This window comes from Actinomycetota bacterium (genome assembly GCA_035536535.1).
GTDB lineage: Bacteria > Actinomycetota > JAICYB01 > JAICYB01 > JAICYB01 > DATLNZ01.
Window position 1 is genome coordinate 21,990 of the sequence record DATLNZ010000154.1, and the last position, 17,812, is coordinate 39,801.

Genomic DNA, 17,812 nt, shown 5'->3' on the forward strand with positions numbered 1-17,812 from the left:
GATGGTCAAGGTCGTGACTGATTCCGCGGCGGACCTGCCGCCTGAACTGGCCTCGAGCCACGGCATCCGAGTCGTTCCTCTGACGATCCGGTTCGGCACCGAGAGTTTCCTGAGCGGCGTGGACCTCGATGCCCACCAGTTCTGGACGAAGTTGCGTGCGTCCTCGGACAGCCCGGCGACGGCCGCGCCCAGCGCAGGCGAGTTCGAGACGGTCTACCGGGAACTGGCCGAGGAGGGGGCGGACGGCGTGGTTTCCGTCCATCTGTCCGAGAAGCTGTCGGCGACAGCCCAGTCCGCGAAGATCGCGGCGCGGTCGGCCGGCGTCCGGGTGGAGGTGATCGACTCCCAGGGCGTGTCCGGCACCACGGCGTTGATGGCACTGAGGGCCGCGGAACTGGCGGACAAGGGGTCGGATCTCGACGCGATCGTCAGGGACCTTGAAGAACTGCGGGACCGGACGAAGCTTTTCGCGGTCATCGACACGCTCGAGTACCTCAGGCGAGGCGGGCGGATCGGCGGCGCCCAGGCGCTGCTCGGGACGATGTTGCAGGTGAAACCCGTCATCAGCATCGTCGACGGCGTCGTCGAACCCGTGGGACGCGTGAGGACCCGCGCCAAGGCTTTTCAGCACCTCGCGGGTCTGGTCAAAGCGGACGCAGGCCGCATCGACCAGATGGTGGTGATAACCGGTGAGGCCCCCGACGTGGACACCTTCCTGTCGATGCTGGACGGAGTCGTGGATATACCGCCGGAACGGGTCTGGACACTCGGCCCGGTTGTCGGGACCCATGCGGGCCCCGGCGTAGTTGGTGTCGCCTTCTCCACGACCTGATGCCGGCGACGGTTGCGCCCGGTTCGCTCATAGGGGGCCGGTACAAGGTCGAGGCGAACCTCGGCTCGTCGGATCGATCGTCGGTGTGGAGGGCGCTGGACGAGCGGCTCCAGCGACAGGTCGCGATAAGGGTGTTCGCGCAGGTCGACGACGCCCAGGATCTCCAGCATCAGATCGGGGTGGCCGCTTCGCTGACGCACCCCCGCGTCGTGCGGGTGTTCGACACCGGTTACGACAGCGGCAACTTCTACACCGTGAGCGAGCTGCTTCCGGGGTCCCTTGCGTGGGCCGCCCTTCCGCTGTCGACGTCGGAGGCCCTTTCGGTTGGCGCGGATGTGGCCGAAGCCCTCCGCTACGCCCACTCCCGCGGGGTCGTGCACGGCAACCTTCACGAGGGCAACGTGCTGCTGTCCGAGCAGGGCGCCAAAGTAGGCGACTTCTGGGTGGTGGCGGGCAGCGGTCCGTCCGGCCCCGCGCGGGACCTGGTGGCTCTCGGGAGCCTCATAAAGCGCCTGGCGCCGCCGGAGTTGCCTGATCCAGGCAACCGGGAGCTTGCGAGGATCGCCGGGAAGCTGGAAGCGGGGGCCTATCCGGACGCCGAAAGCGCCCTCTCGGACCTCAGGTCCATCCGTCCCAGCCAGCCGAGGTCGGTCCCGAAGCGCAGTGCGGTGCCGGTGATCGTCGCCGGCATCGCGTTGCTCGGCCTCCTCGTGGCGGGAGCAACCCGGCTGGGAGCGAGGTCCACGCCGACTCCGGCTCCGTCCGAAAGCCACTTCGCCGGAGACCCCCACCGGATCGTCCGTGTCGAGGACTTCGATCCCATGGGCAACGACGGCCGTGAGGGCCGGCGCTCTGTGGCGCGCATAACGGACGGCGACACGGCCACCTTCTGGGCGACCGAGCGGTACTCCAGCGCAGGCTTCTCCGGGCTGAAACGCGGGGTCGGTGTGATTGTCGATCTGGGACAGGCGCGGGAGGTGGGTCGTGCGAAGTTGCTGATGGGGGTGGAGGGGTGCGCCGTCGAGCTGCGCCGGTCGGAGGGCCGGGCGCGCACGATCGACGGCTGGGACACCGTCGCCTCCGTGGGTTCGGCAGGCAGGACGACGTCGGTCGATGTGCGTCCGTCGACGTCCCGGTGGTGGCTGGTCTGGATAACGAGGCTGGGCCGAACGCCGGGTGGACGCGGACGGTCGTATTCGTGTGCCGTTTCGGAGGTCGGGTTATACCCGCCGTGACGCCGGCCATGCGACCGGGGTCGGCGGAACCGGCTCCCGGCGTTTAGTCTCGGCGTCGGCCTTGAAGGGCCTGGAAAAGGAGCGTCATGGATCCCAGGCAGGTGCTCATCATCGGATCGGGTCCCGCGGGCTTCACGGCCGCGGTCTACGCGGCGCGCGCGAACCTACAGCCCCTGTTGTTCGAGGGTTTCGGCTGGGGCGGACAGTTGATGATCACGTCCGACGTCGAGAACTATCCGGGCTTCTCCGACGGCATCCAGGGCCCGGAACTGATGGAGGCCTTCCGAAAGCAGGCCCTTCGCTTCGGGACCGAGATCGTCACGGAGGACGTGACACGGGTCGACTTCTCGTGCCGCCCGTTCAGGGTCTGGACCGGTGAACGAGAGCACTCCGCAAGATCGGTGATCGTCTCGACCGGCGCGGTAGCCCGTCGCATAGGTATCCCGGGTGAAACCGAAATGACCGGCAAGGGGCTTTCCTATTGCGCGACGTGCGACGGCTTTTTCTTCAGAGGCGAGGAGATCGTCGTCATCGGTGGTGGTGACACGGCGCTTGAGGAAGCCCTGTTCCTGTCCAAGTTCGGCTCCAAAGTCACGGTGGTGCACCGGCGGGACCAGCTGAGGGCATCAAAGATCCTCCAGGACCGCGCGTTCGCGCACCCAAAGCTCAGCTTCGTCTGGGACTCCGTGGCGACAGGGATCGCGATGGACGGCGACAAGCTGACCGGCCTGAACCTGCGCAACGTGATTTCCGGCGAGGAATCTTTCCTGGCGGCAGGTGGCGTCTTCGTCGCCATCGGACACGACCCCGCCACGAAGATCTTCGAGGGCCAGCTGGATATGGACCCGCAGGGTTACATCCTCACGCAGGCGCCGGCGTCCAGGACTTCGGTGGAGGGGGTTTTCGCGGGCGGCGACTGTGTGGACCACGTCTACCGGCAGGCCGTGACCGCCGCGGGAATGGGTTGCGCCGCCGCGATCGACGCCGAGCGCTGGCTGGAGTCCGTGGGTCACTGACGCCCGGACCGGCCGCACTGCCGAAGCGGTAGTCTCGGCCCCCGATGCGCATCGACAGGATTGAAGCGTGGGTGTGTCACTTCCCGCTGCCCAGGCCGTTCGCGCCCTCGTGGGTGCCTGGAGTGCCGTCGGAGTCCAACTCCTGCGTCATCTACCGGATCACGACCGATGACGGCATCACCGGAACGGCGGGCGGAATAGCCGTCTTCGACGAGGCCGCCGGGTACCTGCCCGTCCTGCGCGCCTACCTGGTGGGCCGCGAAGTCACCTCGGTAGAGGACATCCTCAAGACACTGAGGTCCAGCGCCCAGATCCTCGGCTACCGAGCGTGGCACATCGAGCCGGCCTTGTGGGACATCATCGGCAAGGCGGCCGGGATGCCGGTCTACAAGCTTCTGGGGGGCGCCCGGGACCGACTCATGGCCTATGCGTCCACAGGAGAGCTCAAGCTGCCCGAGGCGCACGTCCAGGCTTGCCTGCAGCTCCAGGAACTGGGATTCAGGGCGGTCAAGTTGCGGGTGCGGCACCCGACCGTGACCGAGGACGTGGCGGTCGTCGAGGCGGTGCGTGAGGCGTTGGGGCCGGAGTTCACCCTTATGGTGGACGCCAACCAGGGCTGGCGGGTGCACGGGCTCGGTCCCTATCCCGAGTGGGACTTCAAGCGGGCCGTCCAGTTCTCCCGGGAGTGCGAGGACCTCGACGTGTACTGGCTCGAGGAGCCGTTGTACCAGCACGACTACGACGGATATTCCAGCCTCCGGGCCCAGACGGACGTGCGACTGGCGGGGGGCGAGATGCTCGCCGAGCTTCACCCCTTCAGGGAACTGCTGACCCGGGGGGCTCTGGACGTCGTCCAGCCCGACGTGGCGCTGTCGGGCGGCATCCTCATGTCGCGGAAGATCGCGGTCCTCGCCGAGGCTTTCGGGGTGGAGTACGCCCCCCACACCTGGACCAACGGGCTGGGGCTCGCAGCGAACCTGCACTGCATGGGGGCGGCCCCCAATGCGACCTGGTGTGAGTACCCGTTCGAGCCGGGCTCCTGGATCCCGGAGGCGCGCGACGCCATGCTCACCGAGCCGCTCCAGGTGGACAGTGACGGATCGATCCAGGTTCCACAGGGCCCCGGCCTGGGGGTGGAGATGGACTGGGGCGCCGTCGCGGCCCACGGGCACGCGATCGGCTGAGCACCGCTGCCGCGGACCCCGCCCCTCCGTACACTTGCTGTACACCAACATAGAAAGGCGGGCGTCATGGCCGACGTTTCGACACTGACAGCGGACAGCTTCAACGACACGATCTCGGGATCCGAACCGGTTCTGATCGACTTTTGGGCCGAATGGTGCGCCCCGTGCAGGCAGATCGCGCCCATCCTCGACGAGATCGCGGCCGAGCAGCAGGGACGGATCCGCGTGGCCAAGATCGACGTGGACGCCAATCCCGACCTGTCCCGGAATTTGCAGATCATGAGCATCCCGACTCTCATCCTGTTCTCTGGTGGGGAGGAGAAGGTCCGGATCATCGGCTCGCGAAACAAGGAACAGCTGCTCAAGGAGATCGAGCCTCACCTGGGCTGAGGGGCGGCGGCCCGTCCCCTCGATGATGCCTTTGCAGCGTCCCCCGCTCCGCTCGGGTGCCTCTGGCGGAGCCGTGCTCGACGTCCAGGCTCGTCTTCAGGCGCTGGGTTACCCGGTCGCCTCCGTCGAGCGCGGATTCTTCGGGGGTGAGACCGAGTCCGCGGTCAAGGTCTTCCAGATCCGCCGGGGCCTGAGTCCGGACGGCATCGTCGGCGAGCTCACCTGGAGGGAGCTGGTCGAGGCTTGCCTGCGGCTCGGCAGCCGGATGCTGTACCTGCGCCGACATCCAATGCGCGGCGACGACGTCCGCGACCTGCAGCGCCGCCTCAACGCCCTCGGATTCGACTCGGGCAAGGAGGACGGGATCTTCGGCGCGGAGACCCATGCCGCCGTGACCCAGTTTCAGCGGGGAAGCGGCCTTCCCAAAGACGGGATCGTGGGCAGGGCGACGGTGGACGCCCTGAATCGTCTGGCGCGACGGATCCAGCCGGGGTCCAAGTCGCAACTGCGCGAGCGCATCTCCCGCGAGCGGGGGGGCCTTGCCGGACGCAGGATCTATCTCGATCCCGGCCACGGCGGACCCGACGTAGGGGTCGTGACTTCTCCCGGCGTTCCCGAGTCGTACGTCGTCTACCGGGTGGCCGAGGCTGCGGCGGAGCACCTGGAGCGGATGGGAGCCCGGCCGATGATGTCCCGGGCCGTGCAACAGGGTCCGGACCTGGACCGAAGAACGCTGGTGGCCAACGAGGCCGGGACGGACGTCGCCGTGTCGTTCCACTTCGCCTGCCGTCCGGAGTCCGGGCCCTGGGTCGCCTTTTGGTCGATGGAGGACAGCCACTCGCGGATGGGCCGGGACCTGGCCGAGTCGGTCGGCGGGAGCCTCGAGTCATCGTTTGGGCGCAGCAGTTCCATCCTCGGCCGGAATCTCCCGTTCCTCAGACAGACGAAGATGCCGGCTGTGGTCGTCGACCTGTCCTGTCCGGGGGCCGAGCCCCTTCTGGGAGAGGATCCCTACCTCACCGGGCTGGGTGAGGCGGTGGCGTCCGGGGTATCGCACTACTTCGATTCCTCCGGCTGAGGCGTCAGCAGGCCGTCCCGGCTGGACCGGAGCAGGGTGCACCATCCTGACATCAGGATCAGGCGACAATGGACCGATGCGCCGTCCTACTGATCCGCACCGCGACCTGTTCGCTATCCGCACCGCCTCGATGGGCGGGTCCGAGATCCGGGCGCTGTTCGCGGTCCTCAACCGTCCGGAGACCATCTCGCTGGCCGGAGGGGCCCCCTGGCTGGGGGCACTGCCTCCCGACAGGGTCGCCGACTACGTGGCTTCGGTCCTAGCCACCGACAGCGCCCGCGCGCTCCAGTACGGACCCGCGCAGGGGCTGCCCGAGCTCCGCGAGTCGCTTGCCGGCGCGATGGCGCTGGAAGGGATCGAGGCCGACCCCCGCCACCTGCTGGTCACGGACGGTGCGCAGCAGGCGCTGGAGCTGCTCGCCAAAGTCTTCGTGGACCCCGGGGACGTGGTGCTGGCCGAGGCGCCGACCTACGTGGGAGCCATTCAAGCTTTCCGGTCCCATCAAGCCGACGTCCGCGGGCTGGCCATGGACGACGAGGGGCTGCGCGTGGAGGCGCTGGAAGAGGCTCTGGCCGCTCTCGGGGCGGAGGGGCGCCGGGCCAAGTTCCTTTACCTGGTCCCGACGTTCCAGAACCCCAGCGGGCTGACGCTGGCGGCCGACCGCAGGGAGCAGGTTCTGGAGCTGTGCGCACGGCACGATCTCCTGGTCATCGAGGACAACCCCTACGCGATGGTTCGCTTTGAGGGAGAGCCCGTGCAGGCGCTGTCGGCGATCGCCCCCGACCAGGTCATCTACCTCGGCACCTTGTCCAAGGTGTTCTCTCCCGGGATGCGCATCGGCTGGATCTGGGCGCCCGAGCTGGTCCTTCGGAGGCTCGAGCTGATGAAGGAGGCGGCGAACTTGTGTTCGTCCTCGTTCACCCAATTGGTCGCCGACGCATACCTGCGCTCCGGACACTCGCAGTCCGACCTGGACCTGATCCGGAAGGTCTACAGGGAGCGGCGTGACGCGATGATCGACTCCGTAGCCCAGCACTTCCCCGCCGAGGCCGTTCTTAGGCCTCCCGAGGGCGGACTGTTCTGCTGGGCGGAACTGCCGGCGCCGATGGACACCAAGTCGATGCTCCCGCGTGCGCTGGAGGCAGGAGTGGCCTACGTCCCGGGGACCGCCTTCTTCCCGGAGCCGGCGCGGGGGCGGGCCTATATGCGGCTCAACTTCTCGTATCCGTCGCCCGAGGCGATCGAAGAGGGCGTCCGGCGGCTCGGTGTGGTGGTCCACGAAGAGATGGAGCTGGGCCGCGGGCTCGGCCTGAGCTGACCGCGGAGGCATGATGGCGCGCGTCGGGGTGGTCCGCGGCGGCCGGTCGCTGGAAAGACAGTTCTCGCTGGACTCCGGCCACAACGTAGCCACCGCTCTGCGGTCCGCCGGCCACGAGTCCCTCGAGCTGGACGTGGACGAGAACCTGACGCAGTCCCTGCGCGGGATGGACTGCGCATTTGTCGCCCTGCACGGCCGCGACGGGGAGGACGGGACGATCCAGTCGGTCCTGGACGCCTTCGCCATCCCCTACACCGGCTCGGACAGGCTCGCGTGTCACCTCTGCTTCGACAAACCGGTGGCATCCGGGGTCCTCCGCCGGGCCGGCATCGCCACCCCGGACTCCTTCGTCGTGCACGCGGAAGCCGTGCGGCACATGGGCGCCGGCGCCGCCATGGGGGAGGCCGCCGGGCGACTGGGCTATCCGATCGTCGTAAAACCCGCCACACAGGGGAGCGGGCTGGGCGTGGGAGTCGTACGGGAGCCCGAAGAGCTTCCCGCAGCCGCCATGACCGCCTTCAACAACGGCGACCGCATCCTGCTCGAGCGCTTTATCCAGGGGGTGGAGCTTGCGGTCACGGTGCTCCAGGAACCGGGCCGCCGGCCGCGGGCGCTTCCCCCGGTGCAGATAAGCACCGAGGGCGTCTTCGACTTTCGCGCCCGCGTGACACCGGGGGCGGCGACCTACACCTGTCCGGCGGATATTCGTGAGGAACTGCTCGAGGCCGCCTGCGGGGTGGCGGTTTCGGCCTTTGAAGAACTCGGCGCCCGGGACTTCGCCCGCGTAGACCTCATCGTGTCCGAAGAGCGGGGAGCGGTCGTGCTGGAGGTGAATCCCTGTCCGGGACTCACGGAAACGTCCCTGCTTCCACTCGCCGTTCGCGCTTCCGGCGGCTCCTTCGAGGACTTCGCGTCGTCGGTAGTTGACGCCGCCATCGTCCGGGGAGAAGCAGCCCACTAAGGCACTCTAGGTACCTTCACTGCCACTCTGCGTGACTTGAGGGCGCCCGAGCAGCACCGAAGTGATGCGCTCGAGGTCGTCGCGGGAGCCGAAGGATATGACCACCCGTCCCCGGCCACGGCCGACCTCCACCTGAACGACCGTGCCGAAGTGATCCGAAAGTGTCTCCTCCAGGTCCGGGAACTTCCCCCGCCGGCGCTTTAGAGAGGAAGCCGGTCGGTCGGCCCTGGGCTCGCCACTGCGCCGGGCGAGCTCCTCGACCTGACGGACGGTCAGCCCTTCTTCGACGGCCTTCCGCGCCAGGTCCTCCAGCAGTCCCGGGTCCTTGACGGCGAGCAGAGCCCTCGCGTGTCCCGCTGTCAGCAGGTTCTCCGCCAGCAGGGCGCGCACGGACGCGGGCAGGTCCAGCAGGCGCAGGGTGTTGGTGATGTGGACCCGGCTCTTGCCAACGCGACGGGCCACCTCCTCCTGCGTGATCTCAAAGAGGTCGACCAGGTTGCGGTAGGCATGGGCCTCCTCCAGCGGCTGGAGGTCCGAGCGCTGCAGGTTTTCCACCAGGGCTTGTTCGAGCGCGCCGCGGTCGTCCGTCTCCCGTACCAGGGCGGGAATGCGCTTGACCCCCGCCAGGCGAGAAGCCCGGAGGCGGCGCTCCCCCATCAGCAGCTCATACAAACCACCCTCCACCGAGCGCACGACCACGGGTTGAAGTAAACCAAGTTCCTTGATGGACGAGGCCAGCTCCTCCAGCTCCGACTGGACGAACTCCTGGCGCGGTTGGCGTGGGTTGGGGCGAATCTCGTCCACGTCGAGCTCGACTATGCGAGCGTCGGAGGTCGTGGGCAGCAGCGCGCCCAGACCCCGGCCCAATCCCGGACGTCTGCTCATGTCTCCTCCTCGGTCCAATCCTGCGCGGGCTCGTGGTGTCTGACGTCTGCGTCGCCGGCGATCTCGTCCCCGACCGTGACGGCCCCGGCGACTTCCAGGTCGGGTGCGCCAACCGAAGCCTCTACGTGTGGGGGCGAGGACAGTTGCGTCTTCATTTGTGGCTCTGCGCGGTCGCTCTCAGGCTGTCCCGGAGTCGCCTGGAGGGCCCTCTCGTGCCGCGCAGTGTCAGGCTCCCCTCCGAGTGACTCCGCATGTCCCGATCCCGCCTCCGCCGACGGCCGCGGCCCCGCGGTCGCGCTCGAGGGTTCGTGTGCATCGGTAGCTGTGGGCCGGGGACCGTCCGGCGCGCTGATGCTCTCGGATCCTGCGGACGCCTCTACCGGTGGACAGAATCTCGCGGCAAACTCTTCCGCCAGCCAGCGGTAGGCCAGGGAGCCGCGGGACGAGGGGTCGTAGACGATCGCCGGCTGCCCATAGGAGGGCGCTTCCGAGAGCCGCACGCTTCTCGGGATGACCGTGGCGAATACCCGGTCACCGAAATAGGATCTGATCTCGTCCGCGACCTGCTCAGACAGCTTCGTGCGCGCGTCGTACATCGTGAGGACGATGCCGCCGATCTCCAGTGATGGGTTCAGTCCGGTCCGGACGAGCTCGATATTGCGCATGAGCTGGGTGAGGCCCTCCAGCGCGTAGTACTCACACTGCATCGGCACGAGCATCGTATGGGCGGCCGCGAGCGCATTCACCGTCAGGAGGCCCAGCGACGGCGGACAGTCGATCAAGGTGACTTCGTATGCGTCCTCCAACGTATCCAGAGCCACCCGCAGCTTGGTTTCGCGAGAGAATGCGGGCACCAACTCCAACTCGGCCCCCGCCAGGTGGATCGAAGAAGGCAGGATGTCCAGCCTCTCGTAGTCGGTGGACCGCACCACGTCCGCGGGATCGGCTCCCGAGACCACCACGTCGTAGATCGAGGAACTCAGTTCCCTGTGGTCCACGCCCAGGCCGGTGGTCGCGTTCGCCTGGGGGTCGAGGTCGACCAGCAGCACACGATGGCCCAGTTCTGCCAGCGCCGCAGCCAGGTTCACGGCCGTCGTAGTCTTTCCGACGCCACCCTTCTGATTCGCAATCGCGAGTCGCATCCGCGACCTCCCCGGTTCTGCGCTAAGCACCCAACGAGGGCTTGCGCAGCGGTCGGCGCAGCGGCACCCCGGTCCGGCGAGGGTACCGGTCCGGGGTGTCGGAGCTCTTGTCCACGATGATGGCCCATGCAGGCCCCGGTCCGCCAGTAACTTGCAGCCGAACTGTTTGCGGCGTCTCGCCGCCCAGTTCGTGCGCCACCCACGCCAGATTCGGGTCCTCCAGCGCGGAGGGGCCAGCCATGAGCACCGCTCTTCCACCGACCTTCACCAACGGCATGAGCAGCTCGAGCGCTACCGCCGGGGGCGCCAACGCTCTGGCCACCGCTGTCGTGAAGGTGCTGCGTGTGGCTTCATCGCGTCCTACGGCTTCCGCGCGGTCTGCCACTACATGCCACCCGAGCGAAAGTTCGCTCACGACCCGCCGCAGGAATTCGGCTCGCCGCCGTTCCGCCTCCAACAGGACGCCTTCGCGTCTCCAGATCGCGATGACTATCCCCGGGAGCCCGGCCCCCGAGCCCACGTCGACCACGGGGCCATCGGCCACATGCTCGAGCAGGGCGGCCGACTCGGCGATGTGCCTGTCAAGCAGCTTGGGCTCTTCTCGCGGGCCCATAAAGCCCAGCGGGATTGCCCAGTCGGCGAGGAGTTGGACAAACTGCGCCAGGCGTTGTGCATCGTCGGGTGTCGCGTTGTCCACGCCCACGTCCCGAAGAGCGGCCAGCACTGTTTCACGTGTTACCATACGGTGTAACAACTAACGTCCCACGTGGTGTGTGGCAGGGCGCCACGTACAGGTCAGGAGGCGGTCGTGAACGACTTCCAGATCGGCTTCCTCGTGGGAGTGCTGGTGGGGGAAGGCAGTTTCGGGGGTGATGGTCGGCAACCGGCGATCACCGTGCGGATGCACGTGCGGCACGAGGCGATGTTCCGGTATCTCCACCGCCTGGTCGCGGGTTCCAGGCTTTACGGGCCGTACCACCATTCCGGCCGATCCTACTTCCAGTGGCTGATAAGGGGCCAGTCACTGCGCGGCCTGCTGCCGGTCCTTGACAGACACCTGGTCCCCGACCTGGACGAGCACGCCTGGAGGCGCTATGAGGCGATGAAGACGACCTACCGACTTCAGAGCCCGAGCAAGCCTGTCGAGGGGGATTAACCCACTGTACGTGGGGAACTTCTCACTCGCCGCGTCGACCGCCGTCCGATGACCTGCGTCCGCTCTGCCTGCGCTTCCCCTCAGACGGGCGCCCACTCCGACTGCGGCGCCGTTCCCAGTAGGCCTCGACGTCAACCACGACGGATCCCCGCGCCTTGAGCCTGCGCTGGACCCCCGCTCGCACCAGTTCCTGGAGCGCTTCGAGTGTCGCTCCCCCACGTCCGATCAGGATTCCCATGTTCTCCCCGGAGATCTCGATGTACACGGTGCCTCCGGAGACGCGCGTCGCCACTTGTCCATCGAGTCCCATTCGGCCGAGGATTCCCTCGACCATCTCCCTTCCGACCTGCGCCGTCATCTCCTGGTCTTCCGACGCGGCCGGCGGGTCCTCCGTCGCCGGAGCGACGTCGGCGTCACGGCCGTCAACGGGCCCCTGACGTTCGACGGCCGGCGGTGGCGCGAGATCTGCCTCCTGGTCGTCCGATCCCGGAGGTGGGTCCACCTGCGCGGGGCCCGGCGCCTCGAAAGCCGACCGGAAGTCGGGGGCTTCCGTCCTCGGACGGACGCGCACCACAGCGGGCTCCCCGCCCAGTCCGAACAGTCCGCGGGCCCCCTCGTGCACGACCTCTATCTCTACAACGTCCTCCGGCAGCCCTAGTTCGGACAATGCCGCGGCACGGGCCTCATCAACGTTTCGGCCGTCTTTTTCTATCCAGGGCATCGTGAATTCGCTGTCCTTTGCTGCTCAGCGAGTTTTGCGCTTGGCATTCTGATTCTTTCTTTTACCGTTCGTGTTCTTTTTGTTCCGCGCCACTTGGAGTGGCTTGGCCGTAGCGATCTCTTGCGGCGTGGGATTTTTGGGCCCAGGACTCCTTCGCAACATCACCATTTGTTGCGCGAGTTGGTACAGCTGGCTGACCGCCCAGTAAAGAACGAGTCCGGCCGGGACCTGCACCATGATCACCAGAAAAAAGAGCGGCATCATATAGATCATCATCTTCTGCTGCTGCGCGTCTCCGCCCGTGCTCAACTGCTTGGTTGTCACGATACTGGTCAGCGTCATGATGGCCAAAAGCAGCCACCCCGCCGCATGCCTGCCGGCAGGCTGCGTCAGGTTGCCCAGCCCGAGAAAGGGCATCACTTTCACCGTGCGCGCCAGATCCCGGATGGCGAAGTACATCGCGGTGAGAAACGGGGCCTGCGCGATCATGGGGCCGACGCACCCTGCGGGAGAGACCTTTTCTCTCTGGAAAAGAGCCTGCTGCTCCTGGCCCAGACGCATGCGATCTTTTCCGTATTTCTTCTGGAGCCGGTCCATCTCCGGCTTTAGCCGCTGCATCGCCTGGGATGTGCGGATCTGCTTTATGCCCAGCGGTAGCAGCAGCGTGCGCAATATAAGCGTCAATACGATGATGGCCGCGGCCCATTTGTGACCGCCAAGAGACTCGAACATCCCGGCCAATGCTTGGAGGACATCCGCGAATACCTTTACGAAACTATCCCAGGGATTCATGCGTGACGTCCCTTCTTTAAGAGGTGAGAAGTGGTGGTATTCGCAGCCTTGTCTCGGCTGCGCAGGGTGAAAGTCTCCGGAACTTCGTCCACGCCAGGCTCCCGGAGCGGGTGGCAGCGGCCGAGCCTCCGAACGGCGAGATAGATGCCACCCGCGGCTCCGTGGCGCTCGACCGCCGACACCGCGTACTCAGAACAGCTCGGGGAAAACCGGCACCGGGGGGCGAGGGAGGGTGATATCCCCTTCTGGTACACGTGTATCAGGAAGAGCACCATCCGTTGCTGCAGGCTCATCTCGTGCCGCCCTCTGATCCTGTTCGCGCCCGTCCCAGGGCGTCACCGAGCTCGGTCCTCAGCTCGGCCGGCTCGACTGCCGCGGCCCGTGGCCTCGCCACCACCACTACGTCCGCCGGCTCTTCTGAGTCACTGGACAGGGATCGTGCCGCCTCTCGAAGAACCCTTTTGACCCGGTTCCTCTGGACGGCGCCTCCGACGCGCCTCGAGACGGCGAAGCCGAATCGCGGCGCGCCCGATCCCTCGTCCCGAAGCGAATAGTACAAGACCAGGCAGGACCCGGACACGGCGCGGCCGGCCCGGATCACCCCCTGGAAGTCCTGCGAGCGCCTGAGACGTTGCGCTCGCCTCATACCGCCAGCTGCTGCCTGCCTTTCGCCCGTCTGCGGCGGAGAATCGCGCGGCCCCCGGGTGTGCGCATGCGCTTGCGGAAGCCGTGGGTCCGCTGGCGCCGGCGGTTGTGTGGCTGGTAGGTCCTCTTCATGACAATCCTGTGAATCCTCTGTTGGACGAAGGGTGCCGCGAGCAGGCTACATGAAGCGAAACCGCAGGTCAAACGCGCATTGACCGCCTGGTTGCGGGAGGGCTAAGATGCGCCTCGCTCGTGTGAGCGAAGGCGGCCCCAGAGGGCCGTCTTTTGTTTTTCCGCAACTGTATCCACACCTGTGGAAGGTGGTGTGGATAACCGGATGAACGCCCAAGGGAGTGGTCTGATTTGCCGGCGACAACAGCGCAAGACGTTTGGCAGGAGTGTCTGACGGTCGTCCGCGACCGTCTGTCCACCGCCGCATCCAGAGCCTGGTTCGAAGAGACCCACCCGCTGACGATGACCGACAGCGTCATCACGCTGCGGGCCCCCCATAGGTTCGCAAAGGAATGGCTGGAGCAGCGGTACTCGGGAGTCCTTCAGGACGCGGTGTCCCGCGCTGCCGGGAGGCCTCTGCACATCGAGATCGTGACGCCGGCCGGGGGAGTGGCCGTCCAGGCGCCGGCCCCTCTGCCCGCTCCGGTGGTCCAGCGTGAACCCGAGGCGGCTCCTGAGCTCAGTCCTCAGTACTCGTTTGAGAACTTTGTCATCGGGGCGTCGAACCGATTCGCCCACGCGGCCGCCCTGGCTGTGGCCGAGGCTCCCGCGAGCGCTTACAACCCTCTATTCGTCTATGGGGGCGCAGGTCTAGGCAAGACCCACCTCATGCACGCCATAGGCCGGCACACAAAGCAGCTGTACCCGCACCTGAAGGTGGAGTACGTGTCCTCCGAAAAGTTCATGAACGACTTCATCAACGCGATCAAGTCCGACCGCAGGCTCGCGTTCCAGCAGCGTTACCGGGAAAGCGACCTCCTTTTGATCGACGACATCCAATTTCTCGAGAACAAGGAGACGACGCAGGAGGAGTTCTTCCACACGTTCAACGCGCTGCACAACGCAAACCGCCAGATCGTCATCTCATCGGACCGGCCCCCCAAAAAGATGGCCACGCTGGAGGACCGGCTGAGGTCGCGGTTTGAGTGGGGGCTGATCACCGACATCCAACCCCCGGACCTGGAGACGCGCGTGGCCATCCTGCGGCGGAAAGCCGAGGACAAGCGCCTTTCCGTGCCGGAGGACGTCCTGGACTACATCGCCTCAGGGGTCGAGGACTCGGTCCGGGAGTTGGAGGGGGCGCTGATACGGGTCATCGCCTACGCCTCTCTCAACGGCACCCAGGTCACCGTCCAGCTCGCGGAGGAGGTCCTGAGCCATCTGTTCCCGTCTTCGGGAGCCGAACCCGTCCGGGTGGACACGATCATGGCCGAGACGGCCGCCTACTTCGGTCTGGGCGTGGACGATCTGCGCTCCCAGAACCGCTCAAAGTCCCTCGTGCACGCAAGGCAGATCGCGATGTACCTCGTACGGGAGCTGACCGACCTGAGCCTTCCGAAGGTGGGGGAGATGTTCGGAGGACGCGACCACACGACAGTTCTGCACGCCGTGAAGAAGATCGCCGCCGTGATCGGGGAGAAGAGGCTTGTGTATCACCAGATCCAGGACCTGACCACCCGCATCAAACGGCGCAGCGGCACCTAGGGACAGGCTGGGGACCGACGGTGGGGCTAACTCGGATGGCTGACGGGCGTGAACAGCTTGTCATTGCGCGTCCCGATACTGTCCACACCCCCGGCAGGCCTTCCCACGTGCACAGGAGCAGGGTTACGAACAGCATCCACAGCACCTACTGCTACTCCTACCAGATATCTCTGTAAAAGCAGAAGAACGAACCGGAGGCCCACAGATGAAGCTCATCGCCCCGAAAGACGAACTGGCACGCGCACTTCAGACGGTTCTGCGAAGTGTCGGAGCGAGAGCCGGAATTCCGGCGTTGTCCGGTGTCCTGATGGAGCTCACCGACGCAGACCTCACGCTTACGACAACCGACCTGGAGCTCACCACCCGGGTCCGGATGCCACTTTCGGGGGAAGCCGGCAGCGTGGTCGTGCCTGCCCGGTACCTCGCGGAGATCGTCAGGAACCTCAGGTCCGAGGACGTCGAGTTCGTGTCCGACAACGGGACGCTGCGGATCACCGGAGGCCGCGCCAAGTTCAGCCTCCGCACCCTGCAGGCCGAGGACTTCCCGAAAACGGAGATCGCCGAGGAGGCCCACAGGCTGTCGGTGCCGGCGGAGTTGTTCGCCACGGCGCTGGCCCAGGTGGCTCCTGCGGCATCGCGCGACGAGACCCGGCCGATCCTCACCGGCGTGCTGTTTGAGGGCGATGAGTCGGAGCTGCGCCTAGTGGCGACGGACTCCTACCGGTTGTCGCTTCGCAGGATCCCGATCCAGGGCGCGGCTCAGACGAAGCTGCTTGTCCCCGCACGGGCGGTCGTCGAGGTGGCGAAGATCGCTACTGACGGTGACGTCACCATCGAGGTATCCGGGTCGCAGGTCCGCTTTGAGGCCGGGAACGTATCGATCTCCAGCCGGCTGATCGAAGGCGAGTTCCCCGAGTACAGGAAGCTGCTTCCCACGGACCTGCCGAACCGCCTGCAGATCTCGAGATCCCGGCTCATCGAATCGCTGAGGCAGGTGTCGGTGATGGCACAGGATGCCACTCCCGTGTTCGTGGACCTCGATGAGGGACGTATTCGGCTGCACTGCACCCCTCAGGGTCTCGGAGAAGCCGACATCGACATCGAGGGCGACTACACGGGGGAACCGGTCAGGGCGGCGTTTAACGCCGCATACCTCGAAGCCGGCGTGTCTGCCGTGGAGACCGAGGAGATTCGGCTGGAGTTGTCGGACCCGCAAAGGCCCGTCATCGTCCGCGGAACCGACAACGACGACTTCCGCTATCTGCTCATGCCGATCCGGGTGGGCTGAGGCAACAGGCGAGCCAGGGGCGTGTGGGATGGCCATCTCGCTTCTGCGGCTCTGGAAGCTGCGGTCATACGAAGAAGCCGAGTTCAAGCCTTCCCCCAGCACGACGCTGGTCCTGGGGTTCAACGGAGCGGGTAAGAGCAGTCTCATCGAGGCCACGGCTCTTTTCGCGACGCTGTCGTCGCCGCGGACCAGCCATCTGGCTCAACTCGTCAAGGACGCACAGCCTGAGGGCGGAGCGCGCCTCGAGACGTCGTCGGGCAGCGAGCTCGAATTCCGGATCAGAGGGGGACGTGCGCTTCTGCGGGCTCAGGGTTCCGGCGTCGCCGCCAAGAACTTCCTCGGCCGGTTCCGCGCTGTTGTATTCGGACCTGAAGACCTCGACCTGGTCAGAGGAGAACCCGACCTTCGCCGGCGGGCGCTCGATGACCTACTGACCCAGTTGCGGCCCTCTTACCGCGCGCTGCGATCGGACTACGACCGGGCTCTGCGCCAGCGCAACGCGGCGCTGAGACAGGGCGCCGCGCTCGAAGCAGCGATGTTTGACGCGCCTCTGGCCGCGACGGGAGCCCAGATACTCGATGCCCGTCGCAGGCTCATCTCCGACTTGGCGCCGGCAGTGACGGACCTTTACGAGCTCCTTTCGGGAGCCGGGACGGCGACGGTCAGGTATCGCAACTCAACCACCGAACACGAGTTGTCCGGGCACGATCTAGAAGCCCACCTGCTGGAGGTGTACTCGTCGACGATCCAGGTGGACCTTGAGCGGGGGACTACGAGAGTCGGCCCCCACCGCGACGACCTGGAGATCGAGGTGGACGGACTGGCGGCGAGGTCGTACTCGTCACGCGGGGAGCAGAGATCCGCCGCGCTGTCCCTGCGCCTGGCCGAGTTGCGCCTGCTGGAGGACCCGGTGCTGCTGCTAGACGATGTCCTGTCGGAACTGGACCCCGATCGCCGGGCCCGCGTGTTCAAGGTGGTGGGAGAGTGCCAGGTGATCCTGACGGCCACCGACCCCGCGTCCGTGCCGGAATCGGCTCCGGTCGACTCGGTGTGGCGGGTTTCGGAGGGCCGGCTTCATGAGGCGGCTTGACGGCCTGGGGCCGGCCGCATGAGGTGGGATGACTCGAGCTCCCCCAACGTTTCCAGGCTCAGAGGCGGACACCTCACAAGGCTGTCGGACGCCCTCCCGAGGGCACTGGACCGGTCCGCCCCCAAGGGCCTGTGGACAGAGGCCCGTCTGCGGAAGGCGTGGCGCCAGGCGGTTGGAGCCGACGTCGCGGACCACGCCCAGGTGCACCGGCTCAGGGGGACGACGCTGGAGGTTCGGGTCGATGCGGACTCCTGGGCGACCGAGCTGACCTATCTGTCCCAGGTTGTGCTTCAGAAACTCAACGAAGTCTGCGGTCCCGGTACGGTCACCGAGTTGACCGTCCGGCGCTCCCGACGGCGCTGA

At 66.6% G+C, this 17,812-nt stretch carries 20 protein-coding genes; 13 read left to right on the top strand and 7 right to left on the bottom strand.

All coding sequences use genetic code 11. The features are described from left to right. Position 1 precedes the first annotated feature (1 nt). From VNE62_10165 to VNE62_10200, 8 genes are all read left to right on the top strand, one after another. Positions 2 to 832, top strand: a complete 831-nt coding sequence (locus tag VNE62_10165) for a DegV family protein (protein HVE92644.1) — start codon at positions 2 to 4, stop codon at positions 830 to 832. Further along, positions 832 to 2,067 (top strand): protein kinase, encoded by a 1,236-nt coding sequence (locus VNE62_10170; GenBank protein ID HVE92645.1) that lies wholly within the window; start codon positions 832 to 834, stop codon positions 2,065 to 2,067. Before VNE62_10165 ends, VNE62_10170 begins: the two co-directional genes overlap by 1 nt. Before the next feature lie 86 nt (positions 2,068 to 2,153). After that, positions 2,154 to 3,083, top strand: a complete 930-nt coding sequence (gene trxB / locus VNE62_10175) for a thioredoxin-disulfide reductase (protein HVE92646.1) — start codon at positions 2,154 to 2,156, stop codon at positions 3,081 to 3,083. 44 nt (positions 3,084 to 3,127) lie between these two features. After that, complete coding sequence (locus VNE62_10180; GenBank protein HVE92647.1) at positions 3,128 to 4,267, top strand: mandelate racemase/muconate lactonizing enzyme family protein; 1,140 nt, start codon at positions 3,128 to 3,130, stop codon at positions 4,265 to 4,267. Between the two features lie 66 nt (positions 4,268 to 4,333). Continuing rightward, positions 4,334 to 4,657: a thioredoxin gene (gene trxA / locus VNE62_10185; protein HVE92648.1), complete on the top strand. Its 324-nt coding sequence runs from the start codon at positions 4,334 to 4,336 to the stop codon at positions 4,655 to 4,657. 73 nt (positions 4,658 to 4,730) lie between these two features. After that, on the top strand, positions 4,731 to 5,735 hold the full coding sequence (locus VNE62_10190; GenBank protein HVE92649.1) for a peptidoglycan-binding protein: 1,005 nt from the start codon (positions 4,731 to 4,733) through the stop codon (positions 5,733 to 5,735). A gap of 76 nt (positions 5,736 to 5,811) precedes the next feature. Continuing rightward, positions 5,812 to 7,053: a PLP-dependent aminotransferase family protein gene (locus tag VNE62_10195; GenBank protein ID HVE92650.1), complete on the top strand. Its 1,242-nt coding sequence runs from the start codon at positions 5,812 to 5,814 to the stop codon at positions 7,051 to 7,053. 13 nt (positions 7,054 to 7,066) lie between these two features. Continuing rightward, complete coding sequence (locus tag VNE62_10200; protein ID HVE92651.1) at positions 7,067 to 8,014, top strand: D-alanine--D-alanine ligase; 948 nt, start codon at positions 7,067 to 7,069, stop codon at positions 8,012 to 8,014. Between the two features lie 6 nt (positions 8,015 to 8,020). Here the strand turns inward: VNE62_10200 and VNE62_10205 are convergent, their stop codons facing one another. From VNE62_10205 to VNE62_10215, 3 genes are read right to left on the bottom strand one after another with little or no spacing between them, the layout of a single operon-like run. After that, positions 8,021 to 8,899: a ParB/RepB/Spo0J family partition protein gene (locus VNE62_10205; protein ID HVE92652.1), complete on the bottom strand. Its 879-nt coding sequence runs from the start codon at positions 8,897 to 8,899 to the stop codon at positions 8,021 to 8,023. Continuing rightward, positions 8,896 to 10,041 carry an AAA family ATPase gene (locus VNE62_10210; GenBank protein ID HVE92653.1) on the bottom strand — a complete coding sequence of 382 codons (1,146 nt, stop codon included), beginning with the start codon at positions 10,039 to 10,041 and terminating at the stop codon, positions 8,896 to 8,898. The genes VNE62_10205 and VNE62_10210 overlap by 4 nt, the downstream gene beginning before the upstream one ends. Positions 10,042 to 10,063: 22 nt before the next feature. Continuing rightward, positions 10,064 to 10,738 carry a 16S rRNA (guanine(527)-N(7))-methyltransferase RsmG gene (locus VNE62_10215; GenBank protein HVE92654.1) on the bottom strand — a complete coding sequence of 225 codons (675 nt, stop codon included), beginning with the start codon at positions 10,736 to 10,738 and terminating at the stop codon, positions 10,064 to 10,066. A 111-nt stretch (positions 10,739 to 10,849) separates the two neighbouring features. Here VNE62_10215 and VNE62_10220 point away from each other — a divergent pair, with 111 nt between their 5' ends. Next, entirely contained in the window at positions 10,850 to 11,197 is a 348-nt protein-coding gene (locus VNE62_10220) for a hypothetical protein (GenBank protein ID HVE92655.1), read from the top strand. 22 nt (positions 11,198 to 11,219) lie between these two features. On the opposite strand, the gene VNE62_10225 is transcribed toward VNE62_10220, so the two are convergent. The 4 genes from VNE62_10225 to rpmH form a co-directional block, all read right to left on the bottom strand. Beyond that, positions 11,220 to 11,918, bottom strand: coding sequence for a Jag N-terminal domain-containing protein (locus VNE62_10225; GenBank protein HVE92656.1), 699 nt, complete (start codon positions 11,916 to 11,918; stop codon positions 11,220 to 11,222). A gap of 24 nt (positions 11,919 to 11,942) precedes the next feature. Then, positions 11,943 to 12,710 (bottom strand): YidC/Oxa1 family membrane protein insertase, encoded by a 768-nt coding sequence (locus tag VNE62_10230; GenBank protein HVE92657.1) that lies wholly within the window; start codon positions 12,708 to 12,710, stop codon positions 11,943 to 11,945. Next, the gene (gene yidD / locus VNE62_10235) at positions 12,707 to 13,003 is read right to left on the bottom strand and encodes a membrane protein insertion efficiency factor YidD (protein HVE92658.1); all 297 of its coding nucleotides are present in this window, start codon (positions 13,001 to 13,003) and stop codon (positions 12,707 to 12,709) included. Before yidD ends, VNE62_10230 begins: the two co-directional genes overlap by 4 nt. A 349-nt stretch (positions 13,004 to 13,352) precedes the next feature. Continuing rightward, positions 13,353 to 13,487, bottom strand: coding sequence for a 50S ribosomal protein L34 (gene rpmH, locus VNE62_10240; GenBank protein ID HVE92659.1), 135 nt, complete (start codon positions 13,485 to 13,487; stop codon positions 13,353 to 13,355). 231 nt (positions 13,488 to 13,718) lie between these two features. On the opposite strand from rpmH, the gene dnaA reads away from it, so the two are divergent. From dnaA to VNE62_10260, 4 genes are all read left to right on the top strand, one after another. After that, the gene (dnaA, locus tag VNE62_10245) at positions 13,719 to 15,071 is read left to right on the top strand and encodes a chromosomal replication initiator protein DnaA (GenBank protein HVE92660.1); all 1,353 of its coding nucleotides are present in this window, start codon (positions 13,719 to 13,721) and stop codon (positions 15,069 to 15,071) included. Positions 15,072 to 15,276: 205 nt separating this feature from the next. Next, positions 15,277 to 16,359, top strand: a complete 1,083-nt coding sequence (dnaN, locus tag VNE62_10250) for a DNA polymerase III subunit beta (protein HVE92661.1) — start codon at positions 15,277 to 15,279, stop codon at positions 16,357 to 16,359. A 28-nt stretch (positions 16,360 to 16,387) separates the two neighbouring features. Beyond that, positions 16,388 to 17,449: a DNA replication and repair protein RecF gene (gene recF / locus VNE62_10255; protein HVE92662.1), complete on the top strand. Its 1,062-nt coding sequence runs from the start codon at positions 16,388 to 16,390 to the stop codon at positions 17,447 to 17,449. An 18-nt stretch (positions 17,450 to 17,467) separates the two neighbouring features. Beyond that, positions 17,468 to 17,812, top strand: a complete 345-nt coding sequence (locus tag VNE62_10260) for a DUF721 domain-containing protein (protein ID HVE92663.1) — start codon at positions 17,468 to 17,470, stop codon at positions 17,810 to 17,812.